This window comes from Streptomyces sp. NPDC002309 (assembly GCF_053593375.1).
Genome location: NZ_JBSFCI010000004.1, coordinates 31,893 through 45,418, shown reverse-complemented (window position 1 = coordinate 45,418; position 13,526 = coordinate 31,893). Strand labels below are relative to the sequence as shown.

Annotated in this window: 12 protein-coding genes and 1 pseudogene; 7 read left to right on the top strand and 6 right to left on the bottom strand. The window is 73.3% G+C overall.

What is annotated here, in order from left to right; genetic code table 11:
• Window positions 1-11: 11 nt before the first annotated feature.
• Entirely contained in the window at window positions 12-206 is a 195-nt protein-coding gene (locus ACWCPM_RS04715) for a hypothetical protein (protein ID WP_450974685.1), read from the bottom strand.
• Window positions 207-501: 295 nt separating this feature from the next.
• Here ACWCPM_RS04715 and ACWCPM_RS04710 point away from each other — a divergent pair, with 295 nt between their 5' ends.
• The 5 genes and pseudogenes from ACWCPM_RS04710 to ACWCPM_RS04690 all read left to right on the top strand — a co-directional run.
• The gene (locus ACWCPM_RS04710; RefSeq protein ID WP_450974684.1) at window positions 502-894 is read left to right on the top strand and encodes an ankyrin repeat domain-containing protein; all 393 of its coding nucleotides are present in this window, start codon (window positions 502-504) and stop codon (window positions 892-894) included.
• A 322-nt stretch (window positions 895-1,216) separates the two neighbouring features.
• The gene (locus tag ACWCPM_RS04705) at window positions 1,217-2,629 is read left to right on the top strand and encodes a HEAT repeat domain-containing protein (protein WP_450974683.1); all 1,413 of its coding nucleotides are present in this window, start codon (window positions 1,217-1,219) and stop codon (window positions 2,627-2,629) included.
• Window positions 2,630-2,822: 193 nt separating this feature from the next.
• Window positions 2,823-3,950, top strand: a complete 1,128-nt coding sequence (locus ACWCPM_RS04700; RefSeq protein ID WP_450974682.1) for a glycosyltransferase family 4 protein — start codon at window positions 2,823-2,825, stop codon at window positions 3,948-3,950.
• The gene (locus ACWCPM_RS04695) at window positions 3,947-5,110 is read left to right on the top strand and encodes a glycosyltransferase (protein ID WP_450974681.1); all 1,164 of its coding nucleotides are present in this window, start codon (window positions 3,947-3,949) and stop codon (window positions 5,108-5,110) included. The genes ACWCPM_RS04700 and ACWCPM_RS04695 overlap by 4 nt, the downstream gene beginning before the upstream one ends.
• Window positions 5,107-5,937, top strand: a pseudogene (locus ACWCPM_RS04690) (SGNH/GDSL hydrolase family protein); the annotation flags it as partial. The gene ACWCPM_RS04695 and the pseudogene ACWCPM_RS04690, both read left to right, overlap by 4 nt.
• A 676-nt stretch (window positions 5,938-6,613) precedes the next feature.
• Here the strand turns inward: ACWCPM_RS04690 and ACWCPM_RS04685 are convergent.
• Genes ACWCPM_RS04685 through ACWCPM_RS04665 form a run of 5 tightly spaced genes read right to left on the bottom strand, consistent with a single transcriptional unit; the run spans window position 6,614 to window position 11,027 of the window.
• The gene (locus ACWCPM_RS04685) at window positions 6,614-7,483 is read right to left on the bottom strand and encodes a 5-oxoprolinase subunit C family protein (RefSeq protein WP_450974680.1); all 870 of its coding nucleotides are present in this window, start codon (window positions 7,481-7,483) and stop codon (window positions 6,614-6,616) included.
• On the bottom strand, window positions 7,480-8,118 hold the full coding sequence (locus ACWCPM_RS04680; RefSeq protein ID WP_450974679.1) for a 5-oxoprolinase subunit B family protein: 639 nt from the start codon (window positions 8,116-8,118) through the stop codon (window positions 7,480-7,482). Before ACWCPM_RS04680 ends, ACWCPM_RS04685 begins: the two co-directional genes overlap by 4 nt.
• Window positions 8,115-8,873: a LamB/YcsF family protein gene (locus ACWCPM_RS04675; protein ID WP_450974678.1), complete on the bottom strand. Its 759-nt coding sequence runs from the start codon at window positions 8,871-8,873 to the stop codon at window positions 8,115-8,117. The genes ACWCPM_RS04680 and ACWCPM_RS04675 overlap by 4 nt, the downstream gene beginning before the upstream one ends.
• 16 nt (window positions 8,874-8,889) lie before the next feature.
• Window positions 8,890-9,711, bottom strand: coding sequence for a putative hydro-lyase (locus ACWCPM_RS04670; protein WP_450974677.1), 822 nt, complete (start codon window positions 9,709-9,711; stop codon window positions 8,890-8,892).
• The gene (locus ACWCPM_RS04665; protein WP_450974676.1) at window positions 9,708-11,027 is read right to left on the bottom strand and encodes an MFS transporter; all 1,320 of its coding nucleotides are present in this window, start codon (window positions 11,025-11,027) and stop codon (window positions 9,708-9,710) included. Before ACWCPM_RS04665 ends, ACWCPM_RS04670 begins: the two co-directional genes overlap by 4 nt.
• Before the next feature lie 177 nt (window positions 11,028-11,204).
• Here ACWCPM_RS04665 and ACWCPM_RS04660 point away from each other — a divergent pair, with 177 nt between their 5' ends.
• Together ACWCPM_RS04660 and ACWCPM_RS04655 are read left to right on the top strand one after the other, a co-directional pair.
• Complete coding sequence (locus tag ACWCPM_RS04660; protein WP_450974675.1) at window positions 11,205-11,900, top strand: GntR family transcriptional regulator; 696 nt, start codon at window positions 11,205-11,207, stop codon at window positions 11,898-11,900.
• Window positions 11,901-11,991: 91 nt separating this feature from the next.
• Window positions 11,992-13,518 carry a hypothetical protein gene (locus ACWCPM_RS04655; RefSeq protein ID WP_450974674.1) on the top strand — a complete coding sequence of 509 codons (1,527 nt, stop codon included), beginning with the start codon at window positions 11,992-11,994 and terminating at the stop codon, window positions 13,516-13,518.
• Window positions 13,519-13,526 lie beyond the last annotated feature (8 nt).

The window sequence follows — 13,526 nt, the reverse complement described above, 5'->3', positions numbered from 1 at the left end:
CGGCCGGATGGTCAGAACTTGATGCCGCCCAGGAGACCCGCCAGGCTCTCGCCGCCCGCCTTGATGCTCGGCGCGATGGCCGTGCTCGCGAGGTAGAAGCCGAACAGGGCCGCGATGCAGGCATGGGACGGCTTGAGTCCGTCTCTGCGGAAGAAGATGAAGACGAGGATGCCGAGCAGGACGACGCCTGAGATGGACAGAATCATGAGGTCTCCTGGTGTCGAGGGGGACAGTCACCATGAGTACTTCCCTGTTCACAGGATGTATCTATACGATAAAAGGTGCAACTGGGTGAAATCCGGTTGATATCGTCCGTACGGCGGAGCTGCGGCGGACCTGCGGGGTCGGGAGCTTGCGCGCGGCGGGCGCATTGGTGATCTTTGCCTCGGACGTGGCCCGTCATGTCCCCGCACTGCCAGTACGCTGGCGAATCACTCAGAGAGCCCAGCAGTGCGGTTAGCTGTAGTTCGTACGTGTAGGTAGTGAGAGGTGGTCCGGCCGATGACCGAAACCCCCGACCCCGAGGTCGTGGAGTTCGCGACCAAGATCTTCGATCTGGCGCGGCAGGGGCGGACCGAGCCACTCGTGGCGTACGTCGACGCGGGCGTTCCCGTCAACCTCACCAACGACCGCGGCGACTCCCTCGTGATGCTCGCCGCTTACCACGGCCACGCAGCGACGGTGCGGGAGCTGCTCGCCCGCGGCGCCGAGGCGGACCGCGTCAACGACCGGGGCCAGACTCCCCTCGCGGGAGCGGTCTTCAAGGGTGAGCAGGAAGTGATCAAGGTCCTGCTGGAGGCCGGCGCCGATCCGGCCGTGGGCACCCCGTCGGCCGTCGACACCGCCCGGATGTTCGGCAAGGCGGAGCTGCTGGAACTGTTCGACGCACACTGAGACACCACCCCGGCCGCGCGGGACGGGCCCGCGGGCCGGACAGGACACGGAAATCGGGGGAGGCGGTACCTGGCCGCCGGAAATATCGGTCGCGGCATCGAGAAGTGCCGGGTCATCATGACGTCGTGATTCACGGACGCGATGGCTGGGCAGGTGTTGCCGCACCGCGCGGGCCGTGATCGGCCCGCGCGGGCCACTGACGAGAGGCAGAGGAAGATGGTCTACAGCAAGCAGAAGACGGCGGGCGCACCGACGTGTTGTCACGCGGCCAGGTAGAGCACGTTCCCCGGTTGCGTCGACGCTTGATGTGAGGCTGTTTCCCATGTTCGATCCGGTCATAGCGCCCAGCGGTACGCTGCTCGGCCTGCTTCAGCGGGGCCGCGGCGACGGCACACTGCACGCGCTCACGGCCCCCCGCCCCGAAGCGCTGGCGGCCCTGAACCACTGCGTGCTGCGCGATCCCCGCCACGACTGGCAGGTGGAGAACCGCTCCCTGTACTACGCCCGCCTCTACCTCGACCTGAACGGCGAGCTGGACGCGATCGAGGCGCACCTCTTCGATCCCGCGGACGTCGTCGACGACGACGAGACCCGCACCGGACTCGCCCTGTCCGTCCTCGGCCACCTGGCCTCGTACGGCCGGCGCGAGGCGCTCGACCTGCTGCGCAGGTATGCCGCCCAGGGTTCGAACTGGGCCTGGGCCCTGGACGAACTCGCACTGCGCGACGACGACGCCGGGCTGCGCGCCCTGGCCGTGCCCGTGCTGGCCCGCTTCCCGGCCGACGCCGAGGGCGAGGCCGAACTGGCCGCCGTCGTGCGGGACGCCTTCGAGCCGCGTCCCTGGCGGCTGTGGGCCGAGGACCCGCGCGCCACGATCGCCACACGTGTGCGTGCCGCCCAGGAAACCGGCTGCTTCGACCGCTGGCAGCGCCAGATGCGACCAGGCGGGCCCCGTCCGGGGTGGAGCGTGCAGGCCGTGTTCGAGTGGGCCCAGCAGGGCGTCGAGCGCGGGGTCGCGCTGCACGTCCCGGCCGCCCGCTGTCTGTCGGCCGTCGCCGGCCCCGAGGACCGGGCCGAGATCGTCCGGGCGGCCCGGGACGGCGGCGAGGGTGCCCGCTGCACCGCGCTGCGCTATCTCGCCGACACCGAGGACCCCGACGTCCTCGACCTGATCGAGGCGGCCGTGGTCACCGGCACGGCCCCGGTCGTCGAGGCAGCCGTCGAGGCGTTCGAACGGATGCGCGGTGCGGACGTCGTCGACCGGGCGCGCGGCTGGGCCCGCCGCCCCGATCCGCTCGGTGCCGCCGCCGGACGCGTGCTCGCCTGCCGGGGCGGCGCCAAGGACAGCGACCTCGTCCTCGGCGCGATCCGCGAGGCCGTACGGGGCGAAGGGCCCGACGCGCCGACACTGTGGACCCTCGTGGACGGCGCCGGACGGCTCGGCATCGGCTGTGCCGCACCGGTTTTGCGCCATGTCTACCGCGAGACCGGCTCCTCCCATCTACGGGGCAGGGTCGCCCGTGCCCTCGCCGCCACCGACCCCTCCTTCCCCGCGGGTTTCGGCGTCGAGTGCCTCTGGGACTGCGAGGAGACCACCCGGGAACTCGCCGCCCGGCACGCCGAGACCGGAGACGCCCGCGTCGTCGAGCGACTGCGCCGGCTCGCCTCCGACCCCGCCGAGGAGGCCGAGGTCCAGACCGCGGTACGCAGCCGGATCGGCCCCGAGACCATGTGAACGCCGCCCTTCTCCCTCACCGGGTGCCAGGGGGCCCTCGTACCCCTCGGGTGAACGGCAGCCGAATCGGAGGTCAGGAGCGCATGGCCGCGGGCTGACGCGCCTGGGTGCGCCGCGCAACGCTCATGGATCGTTCCCCGTCCGGAAAGATCGACGTTGACACGGCCACGTCCAGCGTGGCGACAACAGCCCTATGCGTGTCGTCATCGTGACCGAATCCTTTCCCCCCGATGTGAACGGCGTGGCCCACTGCGCGCTCCAGACCGCCCGACACCTCGTCGACCGCGGTCACGCTCCCCTCGTCGTCGCCCCGGCTCCCGCTCCCGGGAGCAAGGCAGACGCCCTGGCGCCGTGCCCCGTCATTCACGTCCCGTCCCTTCCGCTCCCCGGCTACCCCCAGGTCCGGGTCGCCCTGCCCAGCCGGCGCCTGGCCGCCGCGCTGATCTCGCACCAGCCCGACGTGGTGCACCTGGCCAGCCCCTTCATCCTCGGCGTACGCGGCATGGCCGCCGCGGCCCGCCTCGGCGTTCCCGCCGTCGCCGTCTACCAGACCGACCTCGCCGGATACGCCCGCACCTACGTGGGCGCCGGTGAGGCCGCGGCCTGGCGGCGCATCCGCTCCGTGCACTCCGCCGCCGACCGCACCCTCGCCCCCTCCAGCGCCTCCCAGGGCGACCTCGAGGCCCACGGCGTGCCCCGGGTGCACCTGTGGCGGCGCGGTGTCGACACCGCGCGCTTCCGCCCCGATCTGCGGGACGAGGCGCTGCGGCGCGAACTCGCCCCGAACGGCGAGCTGATCGTCGGCTATGTCGGGCGTCTCGCGCCCGAGAAGCACGTCGAACTGCTCTCCGGCGTCTGCGGACTGCCCGGCGTGCGTGTCGTCGTGGTCGGTGACGGGCCGAGCGGGCCCGGTCTGGCCGAGGCGCTGCCCGGCGCGGTGTTCCTGGGCCGCCGCACCGGCGACGAACTCGCCCGGATATTCGCCTCGCTGGACGTCTTCGCCCACACCGGCCCCTTCGAGACCTTCTGCCAGACCGTGCAGGAGGCCATGGCCAGCGGTGTGCCCGTGGTCGCGCCCGCCGCCGGCGGTCCCATGGACCTGGTCGACCACGGCCGCACCGGACTCCTGGTGCCGCCGCACGACGCGGACGCCGTCCGCGACGCCGTGGCCGCCCTGGCCGCCGATCCCGCGCTGCGCGCCGCGTACGGCGCGACCGCCCGCGCCACCGTCGAGGGCCGCACCTGGGCCGCCATCGGCGACGAGCTGATCGGGCACTACGAAGCCGTTCTCGACGCGCGCAAGCCGGCGGTGGCGGCATGAACACATCCCTGCGCATCGTCCGGCTGGCGAACTTCGTCGCCCCCGCCTCCGGCGGGCTGCGCACCGCGCTGCGGGAGCTGGGCAAGGGCTTCAAGCTCGCGGGGCACGATCCCTTCCTGATCGTGCCGGGCGAGAAGTACAGCGACCGGGACACCGAGCAGGGCAGGGTGATCACCCTGCCCGGACCGGTGCTGCCCGGCACCGGCGGCTACCGCGTGCTCGTCGACAAGCGCCGCGTCGCCGCGCTCCTGGAGCAGCTCGGCCCGGACCGCCTTGAGGTCTCCGACCGGACGACCCTGCGATGGACCGGCAGATGGGCGCGGCGCGCCCGGGTGCCCGCCGTCATGGTCTCCCACGAGACGGCCGACGGCGTCCTGCGCACCTGGGGGCTGTCGGAGAACCTCTCCCGGCGCGCCGCCGACGCCCTCAACGTCCGCACGGCCCACACCTACGCGAAGGTCGTGTGCACCACCGAGTTCGCCGAGCGGGAGTTCATCCGGATCGGCGCCCGCAACGTCGTACGGGCGCCCCTGGGCGTCGACCTGATGAACCGGCGCCCCACCCTGCGCGACCAGGCGCTGCGCGACACCCACGCGCGGGCGGACGAGAAGCTCCTGGTGATGTGCTCCCGGCTGTCCGTCGAGAAGCGGCCCGGAACCGCCCTGGACGCCCTGGAGTCGCTGCGCCAGCGCGGGGTGCGGGCCGTGCTCGTCGTCGCCGGCAACGGGCCGCTGCGCGCGGGTCTGGAGAAACGGGCGCAGGAGCGCGACCTGCCGGTGACGTTCCTCGGGCACGTCGCCGACCGCAGCCTGCTCGGCGCGCTCCAGGCCACCGCGGACGTGGCCCTGGCCCCGGGCCCGGCCGAGACGTTCGGGCTGGCCGCGCTGGAGGCCATGGCCTGCGGCACACCGGTCGTGGCCAGCGCGTCCTCCGCCCTGCCCGAGGTGATCGGAGAGGCCGGGGCCACCGCGGCGGACAACGGCGATGCCTTCGCGGACGCGGTGGAGATGCTGCTCGACCGCCCCGAGCGCGAGCGCCGGGAGACGGCACGCGCGCGTGCGGAGTGCTTCGGCTGGGGTACGGCGGTGGACGCCTTCCTCGCCGTGCACGACGCGGCGCTGCCCGAGCGACCCTTCGCCCGTGCGGAGGGCGTGGCATGAGATCCGTCCGGTACGTCGCCCTCGGGGACTCGCTGACCGAGGGGGTGGGCGATCCCCTGGGGAACGGGTGGCGCGGCTGGGCCGCGCTGCTCGCCGGCGGCCTGTCCGAGCCGCCCGCCGAATTCACCAACCTCGCGGTCAGCGGCGCGCAGACCCGCGATGTGCTGGAGACCCAGCTGCCTGCCGCGCTGGACCTGCGGCCGGACGTCGCGTCCGTCCTCGTCGGCGTGAACGACACGCTGCGCCGCACGTTCGACATCCAGCACATCACCGAACGCCTCGACCAGGTGTACGCCGCCTTCACCCGGCAGGGCACGGCCGTCCTCACCGCCTGCCTGCCGGACCCGGGTTCGATGCTCGGGCTGCCGGGCGTGCTGGCCAGCCCGCTGGCCCGGCGGCAGCGGGCGGTGAACACCGTCGTCCACGCGCTGTCCGAGCGGTACGGGGCTGTGCATGTGCACGCGGCCGAAGGGGACTGGGTCGACGACCGGGCCATGTGGTCCTCGGACCGGCTGCACCCGGGGGAGCGGGGGCACCGGCAACTGGCCGTCCGGTTCCACGGGGCGCTGGCGGACATGGGGATCGCCACCGGCGCCGCGCCCACCGCCGAGCCCGAGTTCCCGGCGCCGACCAGGTCGGCGAGCCTGATGTGGCTCGCCACCGCGGGCACCGCCTGGGTGCTGCGGCGGTGCAACGATCTGCTGCCCCAGCTGCTGCGCCTCGCCGCCGTCGAGCTGCGGCACCGTGCGCGCGGCACCAGCCCCCGGCTCGACCTGCGGTCCGCGACCGCCGTGTCGAGGGCACTGGCGGCGCTGGGGCTCCCGGAGCCGGGGACCGGGCCCCGGCCCGGGCAGCGGGCCGAGCCGGGGACGCCGGTCCATCCCGAAGCGCTGTCGGTGCCGGGGCCGCGGGCGGCCGCGGATCAGCGGAAAGCCGCGGACCAGCGGACAGGGCTGGACCAGCGGACGGGGCTGGACCAGTACGAAGGCGTGGATCAGCGGACGGCCGTGGACCAGCGCGTGACGGCGGATCCGTGCGTGACAGCGGGCCAGCGCGTGATGGCGGATCAGCGCGTGACGGACCAGCTCGTGATGGCGGACCAGATGGTGATGGCCGAGCAGTGTGCCGTGCCGGATCACCGGGCCGTGGCCGAGCACGGGGCGGTGCCGGGGCAGTGGTCGGGGACGGGGCAGCGGCCGGTCGCGGAGCAGCGCTCGGCGGTGGAACAGCCGGTCGTGCCGGGTCGGCGGTCGGTCACGGAGCAACGGTCCGTCGCGGAGCAGCGCCCGGCGTCGGACCAGCGTTCGGTCGTGGAGCGGCGCGTCACCTCGGACCAGCGTTCGGTCGTGGAGCGGCGCGTCACCTCGGATCAGCGGTCGGTCGTGGAGCCGCAGCGGCCGGAGACCGACGAGCGTGCGGTCGCGGAGCAGCGCTCCGTGGCGGAGCGGCAGCCGGAGCCGGAGGCGGCGTAGGGGCGTGGGGCTTCACGGGCCTCACGGTGCGTCAGCGACGGCGCACCGCCATGAAGCGCACCGGTGTGCCCGGAGCCGCCTGCGCGGCCGCCGCCAGGTCGGCCGTGCGGACGACCGCGATGACCGGGTAGCCCCCGGTGGTCGGATGGTCGGCGAGGAAGACCACCGGCCGGCCGTCGGGCGGGACCTGGACCGCTCCCAGGACCATGCCCTCGCTGGGCAGTTCGCCGGGACGGGCCCGCTCCAGGGCGGGCCCCTCCGTGCGCAGCCCGATCCGGTTTCCGGCGGCGGACACACGGTAGGGACGCGATGTGAAGGTCCTTACGGCCTCTTCCGTGAACCAGTCGTCGCGAGGACCCAGGGTCACCCGCAGGACCAGCTCCGCCGGCGGCGCCGGCTGCGGGACCCCGTCCACGCGCGCGTGGGGGCCCGCGACCTGCCCCAGGGGAAGCACCACTCCGTTGGTCAGCGGCGGCGGGCCGAGTCCCGAGAGTAGGTCCGTGGAGCGGCTGCCGAGCACCGGCTCGACGGCGACGCCCCCGGAGACGGCCACATAGGAACGTACCCCGCGCGTCGCCGCGCCGACGTCCAGGAGCGCCCCCGCGGGCACGCGCACCGGCGCGCCCCAGGCCACCGGGCGTCCGTCCACGGTGACCGGGCACGGCGCGCCCGTGACCGCCACGGTGACCGGCGAACGCGGCCGCAGCGCACAGCCGTTGAGCGTGGTCTCCAGGAGCGCCGCTCCGGGCGGGTTGCCGGCCAGCCGGTTGGCGAGGGCGGCCGCGGGCGGGTCGAGCGCACCGGAGCGCGGCACGCCCAGGTGGGAGTGCCCGGGACGGCCCAGGTCCTGCACGGTGGTCAGCGCCCCTGCCCGTACGACGGCGAGCGCGCGGTCCGTCATGAGTGCCCCACCGGGGCCTCGGGGCCGGCCACGGGGACGAAGCGCACGCGCGTGCCCGGCGACAGCAGGGCGGCCGGTACGCGCGCGTGGTCCCACAGCACCGCGTCCGTGCTGCCGATCAGCTGCCAGCCGCCCGGCGACGTGTGCGGGTACACGCCCGTGTAGGGGCCGGCCAGCGCCACCGAACCCGCCGGGACAGCCGTGCGCGGTGTGGCGCGGCGCGGGACGTCGTAGCGCGGCGGGAGGCCGGTCAGGTAACCGAAGCCGGGGGCGAACCCGCAGAAGGCGACCCGGAAATCGGTCCCCGCGTGGATACGCGCCACCTCCCTTTCGCTCACGCCCCACAGGGCGGCGACGTCCGCCAGGTCGGGTCCGTCGTAGCGCACCGGGAGTTCGACGACCTCCCCCGCGCGCGGGGGAGCGGGCGGCACGTCGGCGGCGGTCAGCTCGCCCGCCACACGGGCGGAGTCGTGCACGCCGTCGAGCAGGACGGTACGGGCCGCGGGCACGATCTCGCGGACCGTGAGCGACCCCTCGGTGCGGCGGCGCAGCAACTCCGCGTGCAGCGCCTGCGCCTCGTCGCCGGAGGAGACCTCGACGAGCAGGGCGTCGTCCCCGACCGGGAGCACCCTCATGCGAAGGCCTCCACCCGGACACCGGTCTCCTCGAGCCGTCGGCGCACCCGCCGGGCCAGCTCCACCGCGCCCGGCGTGTCCCCGTGCAGGCACAGGGAACGCGCGCGTACGTCGACGCGGGCCCCGGAGCGGGAGAGCACCGTCCCGGAGTGGGCGAGGTCCATCGACCGTGCCACGACGGCCTCGGGATCGGTCACCACGGCGCCCTCCAGGGCGCGCGCCACGAGGGTTCCCTCGTCCGTGTACGCGCGGTCCGCGAACGCCTCCGTGACCGCCGGCAGCCCGGCCTCGGCGGCGAGCGCCAGCAGCCGGGAGCCGGGCAGTCCCAGCACCGGCAGCGAGCCGTCGGCGAGGAGCACACCGTCGACGACGGCGGCGGCCTGCTCCTCGTCTTGCACCACGCGGTTGTACAAGGCGCCGTGCGGCTTGACGTAGGCGACGCGGGCGCCGGCCGCGCGGGCGAAGACCTCCAGGGCGCCGATCTGGTAGGCCACCTCGGCCGTCAGCTCGGCGGGTGGCACGTCCATCGCGCGCCGCCCGAACCCGGCCAGGTCGCGGTAGGAGACCTGCGCGCCGATCGTCACCCCGCGCGCGGCGGCGAGCTCGCACACCCGCCGCATGGTCGCCGCGTCCCCCGCGTGGAAGCCGCAGGCCACGTTGGCGCTGGTGACGACGGACAGCAACTGCTCGTCGTCGGTGAGCCGCCAGCGGCCGAAGCCCTCGCCGAGGTCGGCGTTCAGATCGATCGCGGTCATGGGTTTCCCTGGGTGCTCAGGCCACGCGGTACTGCTCGTCGCGGGCGTCGGTGAGGAACATCTGCCCCGGTGCGTGGGTCAGGGCGAACGGCGGCCGTGAGGCCATGACCGCCGCCTGCGGGGTGACCCCGCAGGCCCAGAACACCGGTATGTCGTCCGGATCGGCGGTCACCGGGTCGCCGAAGTCGGGCCGGGCGAGGTCGTCGATGCCGAGCGCCGACGGATCACCGCAGTGCACGGGGCCGCCGTGGACCGCCGGGAGCAGGCTGCTCTCCCGGATCGCCGCCGCCAGCCGCGTGGGCGGGACGGGGCGCATGGACACCACCATGGGCCCCCGCAGCCTCCCTGCCGGACGGCACTGGCGGCTGGTGATGTACATCGGCACGTTGCGTCCCTGGTCGATGTGGCGCAGCGGAACACCCGCGCCGGACAGGGCCCATTCGAAGGTGAAACTGCACCCGATGAGGAACGACACCAGGTCGTCCCGCCAGTGTCCGAGCACGTCCGTCGGTTCGTCCACCAGTTCGCCGTCCCGCCACACCCGGTAGCGCGGCAGGTCGGTGCGCAGATCCGCCCCGGGAGCGAGCCCGGTCGTCCACGAACCGGCGTCCGTGACGTCCAGCACCGGGCAGGGCTTGGGGTTGCGCTGGCAGAACAGCAGCATGTCGTAGGCCCAGTCGGCGGGCACCGCGATCAGGTTGGCCTGGGTGCGGCCCGCCGCGACCCCGGCCGTGGGGCCGGTCAGTCCCGCGCGGAAGCGGGTCCGGGCCTCCTGCGGGGTCCACGCGTGCGCGTGCTCGTCGACGACGGTCAGGGGGAGGTCCTCGGTGCGGTTCACACCAGTTCCTTCCCGCGCGTCTCGGGCAGCCCCAGCAGTGCCAGCGCCGCGAGTCCGTAGCCGATCGCGCCGAAGACCAGCGCGCCGCCCACACCCCAACTGTCCGCCAGGAAGCCGACGGTGGTGGGGAAGACCGCGCCGACGGCACGGCCGGTGTTGTACGTGAAGCCCTGCCCCGTGCCGCGCACGGCGGTCGGATACAGCTCGCTCAGGTACGAGCCGAAGCCGCTGAAGATGGCCGACATGCAGAATCCGAGCGGGAAGCCCAGCACCAGCACGAGGGTGTTGGCGCCGCCGGGGATGTTCGCGTACGCCAGGATGCAGACCGCCGACAACAGGGCGAACAGCCAGATGTTGCGCCGGCGGCCCAGCTTGTCGGTGAGGTACCCGCCCGTGAGATAGCCGACGAAGGCGCCGGAGATCAGAAACGTCAGGTAGCCGCCGGTACCGACGACGGACAGGTCGCGCTCCGACTTCAGATACGTCGGCACCCAGGTCGCCAGCGTGTAGTAGCCGCCCTGGACACCGGTCGACAGCAGCACCGCGAACAGTGTCGTGCGCAGCAGGCCCGGGGAGTCGGCCGTGCCTCGCCTGAAGATGGCCGCGAAGGACCCCTTGTGGGGATTGCGCCGGCGTGCGGCGGCGGCCTCGGGGGCGTCGTGCACCCTTCGTCGCATCCAGATGACCAGCAGGGCGGGCAGCGCGCCGGTCCAGAACATCACGCGCCAGGCCAGGCCCTCGTCGAGGAACGAGAAGACCAGCGTGTAGACGATCGCGGCGAGGGCCCAGCCGACCGCCCAGGAGCTCTGGATCACGCCGAGGGTGCGCCCCCGGTGCTTGGCGCTCGCGTACTCGGCGACCAGGATCGCGCCGACCGCCCACTCGCCGCCGAAGCCGAGGCCCTGCAGGGCGCGGAAGACCAGCAGGGTCTCGTAGTTGGGTGCGAAGCCGCAGGCCACCGTGAACACGGCGTAGGTGACGACGGTGATCATCAGGGCCTTGACCCGGCCGATGCGGTCCGCCAGCACGCCCGCGAGGGCGCCGCCGATCGCGGACACGACGAGCGTGACGGTGGTGAACAGGCCCGTCTGGCCGCTGTCGAGGCCGAAGTAGGCGGCCAGCGCGACCATGCTCAACGGGAGCGTGAAGTAGTCGTACGAGTCCAGCGCATAGCCGCCGAACGCGCCGGCGAAGGCGCGTCGGCCACGCGGGCCGAGGGCGCGCAGCCAGCCGAACGCGCCGTCGCCGTCGTGCTGTTCACCCTTGTCAGGGTGGGTCTCGGTGGGCAGGGCCTGTGGTGGAGGGGTCGTGCTCATGGGCACCTCGCAGAGGGGGGACGGAGGGTGCTGCGGACTGAGCCGTGCCGTGCGGGAGCGTGACGGCGCCGCCGCTGTGAGGGAGCGCGGGGCCGTTCGTAGCAAGGTAGGGGATCGTTCAACGATCCCTCAATACCCATGTTGTTTCGTTCTGGTATCTGCGATTGAATTCCGGTCATGGCAGAGCAGCTGACGGGACTGGCCGACGACCGGGCCCTCCTGGGGCGCACCAGCACCGCCGAGCGCGTCTCGGACATCCTCAGGAGCCGGATCGCCGAGGGCTACTTCCCGCCCGGCACCCGGCTGTCCGAGGACAGCATCGGCGGGGCGCTCGGTGTGTCGCGCAACACCCTGCGTGAGGCGTTCCGGCTGCTCACCCACGAACGCCTGCTGGTCCATGAGCTGAACCGGGGCGTCTTCGTCCGGGTCCTGGCCGTGGAGGACGTCGAGGACATCTACCGCACCCGGCGCCTGGTCGAGTGCGCGGTCGTCCGGGGGCTGGGCGAGCCGCCCTACGCGCTCGACGGGCTCGCGTCGGCCGTCGCGGAAGGGCAGCGGGCGTCGGCCGGGCAGGACTGGAAGGGCCTGGGCACGGCCAACATCCACTTCCATCGCGAGCTGGTCGCCCTGGCGGGCAGCGAACGCACCGACGAACTGATGCGCAGCGTCTTCGCCGAGCTGCGCCTCGCCTTCCATGTCGTGGACGACCCGCACCGGTTGCACGAGCCGTACCTCACCCGCAACCGCCAGATACTGCAGGCCCTCCAGGCGGGCGACCGGGCTGAGGCGGAGCGGCTGCTGGAGGTGTACCTCGACGACTCGCTGCGGCGCGTGGTGGAGGTCTACAAGCGGCGGGTCGGCGACGACGCGTAGGGCGTTCACGGGTCCGCGGCGACCGGCGTGACGCGGGGCGGCATCTGCGTCGTTTGGGTCGTTGTCGGACCGAGGACCTAATCTGTGCACCGTGACTTTGCCTGCATCGACGGACAGTGTTCCGCCCCAGTTCAGCGCGGGGCCGCGCCCCGCTCTGGGTCCGGCTGCCGACGAGGGACTGGCGCGGCGGCTGCGCGCGCTCGCCTGCACCGCGCCGCTGCACGACCTCGACGCGCGCAAGGCCAACCTCGCGGGTGAGTACTCGGTCTACGGCATGGCGGAGGTGGCCCTCGCCGCCATCGACCTCGTCACGCTGAACATGGACTTCGACACCGGCGCCGACCACGACCAGGTGGTGGCCCGGCTCGTCCCGCGCATCGCGGCGCAGGCCCCGCGCCGTCCGTCCCCCGAGCACGACAGGGTCGCCCGCTGGGTTCTGGAGAACCTCATCAACGTCGGCAGCGTGGACCGTGGATTCCGTGCCGTTTACGGCACTTTCGCACCAGATGGGTCATATGTCCGACGGGACTACGACTTCAAGCTGATCGAGGAAGTGCCGGGACCCGGCGGCAGCGTCTACCTCCGTACGACCGACGAGGCGGTGAACGTCCTCGTCGGCGCCCTGGACACCGATGTCACCAGCGCCCAGATCGCCGCCGAGGTCAAGCTGGAGGTGCTGATCAACCGCGGCCGGCTGGCCGACGCCCAGCTGGCGGCCGAACAGGCGCGGTACCGCACCGTGCAGTACTCGGAGACCCTCCGCCGCGCCCTGGAGGCCACCCGGCGCAACGTGCGGGCGGTGGACTGGCTCAGCACCGTCCCCGACATGATCGCCGAGGCCCTCGACCACGTCGCCGACCGCTACCGGCACGAGAACGCGATCCTCACCAACATCCGCCGGGCGCGCGACGAGTCCGAGGACCCCGAGCACAAGCGGCGGGCCGCGGAGCTGGTCGACATCGTCAAGGACTGCATCCGGCGGCACACGCAGTTGCAGTCGCGACTGCTGGAGGCCGGGCCGCTGTTCCGGGCCGAGCAGGACCGCCAGGCCTTCGCGACACCGATGTCCACGGCGGGCATCGACCTGTACGGGCACCTGGTCGCGCCGGTGCTGCCGCTCCCGCTGGAGGGGGCCGTCCGCGTCACGGACGCCTTCTTCGCCAAGGGGACCGGACTGCGTGCACCGGTCTCCGTCCGGGTCGGGGACCTGGTGGATCTGCTGCTCACCCCGCCCGTGGAGCGCGAGCACCTCGGGGCGGAGATGCCGGAGCCCGACCTGATCGCCACACCGGACGACAGCCGCTTCAGCGAGCAGCAGTCGGCTGCGGCGAAGGCGCTGCTGAACCTGGAGCCGGACGCGCCGAGACGTCTGTCCGGGCTGCTGGCCGAGGCCCGCCGGACGGACCCCGACCTGCCGTATCTGGTCGCGCTGATGGCGGTCCACGCCGCCAGCCCGCCGGTCGGGACGGCGTACCGGCAGGGGGAGGAGAAGCTGCTCTTCTCCGTGGACGACGGGACGGAACTGGACGACCCCGAGTTCGGCGGGGCCGACCTGATCGTCGGCACGGCCCTGCTGGACGCGGCGGGGATGACGGCGGACCGTACGGAGGCCGCGTGATGACCACA

Excerpts from the sequence above, each read along its gene's own strand:
- ACWCPM_RS04715 (WP_450974685.1), bottom strand. The coding sequence starts at position 206 with ATGATTCTGTCCATCTCAGGCGTCGTCCTGCTCGGCATCCTCGTCTTC.
- ACWCPM_RS04710 (WP_450974684.1), top strand. The coding sequence starts at position 502 with ATGACCGAAACCCCCGACCCCGAGGTCGTGGAGTTCGCGACCAAGATC.
- ACWCPM_RS04705 (WP_450974683.1), top strand. The coding sequence starts at position 1,217 with ATGTTCGATCCGGTCATAGCGCCCAGCGGTACGCTGCTCGGCCTGCTT.
- ACWCPM_RS04700 (WP_450974682.1), top strand. The coding sequence starts at position 2,823 with ATGCGTGTCGTCATCGTGACCGAATCCTTTCCCCCCGATGTGAACGGC.
- ACWCPM_RS04695 (WP_450974681.1), top strand. The coding sequence starts at position 3,947 with ATGAACACATCCCTGCGCATCGTCCGGCTGGCGAACTTCGTCGCCCCC.
- ACWCPM_RS04685 (WP_450974680.1), bottom strand. The coding sequence starts at position 7,483 with ATGACGGACCGCGCGCTCGCCGTCGTACGGGCAGGGGCGCTGACCACC.
- ACWCPM_RS04680 (WP_450974679.1), bottom strand. The coding sequence starts at position 8,118 with ATGAGGGTGCTCCCGGTCGGGGACGACGCCCTGCTCGTCGAGGTCTCC.
- ACWCPM_RS04675 (WP_450974678.1), bottom strand. The coding sequence starts at position 8,873 with ATGACCGCGATCGATCTGAACGCCGACCTCGGCGAGGGCTTCGGCCGC.
- ACWCPM_RS04665 (WP_450974676.1), bottom strand. The coding sequence starts at position 11,027 with ATGAGCACGACCCCTCCACCACAGGCCCTGCCCACCGAGACCCACCCT.
- ACWCPM_RS04660 (WP_450974675.1), top strand. The coding sequence starts at position 11,205 with ATGGCAGAGCAGCTGACGGGACTGGCCGACGACCGGGCCCTCCTGGGG.